General features: G+C 39.7%; 1 pseudogene. It reads right to left on the reverse strand.

The features are described from left to right. Positions 1-489 (reverse strand): annotated as a pseudogene (locus ACG9ZB_RS16735) (helix-turn-helix domain-containing protein); the annotation flags it as partial. Positions 490-494: the final 5 nt, after the last annotated feature.

Below are 494 nucleotides of genomic sequence, written 5' to 3' on the forward strand. Positions count from 1 at the left end.
TTAAAACGCGATATCGTGTGCAGTCATCGATAGATGTGTGCTGATATAGCCTAGGACCCAATTTACAGGTATCCATTTGAATTCTATCGCCTGATAATGGGCGTTCATAACGAATGAAATCTACTTTACGACGGAATTTTTTAATCGGTTTGACTTGATGGGTGGAGAGTACTTTATGGATAGTCGCTAAGGACAACAAGACTCCGTGTAGCCTCATCAATTCTGTTTGCAAACGTCGAGCACCCAGATTTCTAGCCGAACGCATTTCTAATATTAAAGCTTCTAGCTCAGCATTGATTTTAGTATTTGGCGATTTTAAGGGACGTTTACTCTGACTACTTAATCCATCAATACCTTGTTCAGAATATCGTTTACACCACTTGCGTAACGTTGGTCTAGAAATGCCACATCTCCGACAAACTAGGCCAGCATCATTGGTCTCTCAAATAATTTAACCCATACGAGTCTTTGTTGAATTTCTCTGTTCATAAACA

Source organism: Acinetobacter johnsonii, from assembly GCF_048551975.1.
In the GTDB taxonomy this organism is placed as follows: domain Bacteria; phylum Pseudomonadota; class Gammaproteobacteria; order Pseudomonadales; family Moraxellaceae; genus Acinetobacter; species Acinetobacter johnsonii_A.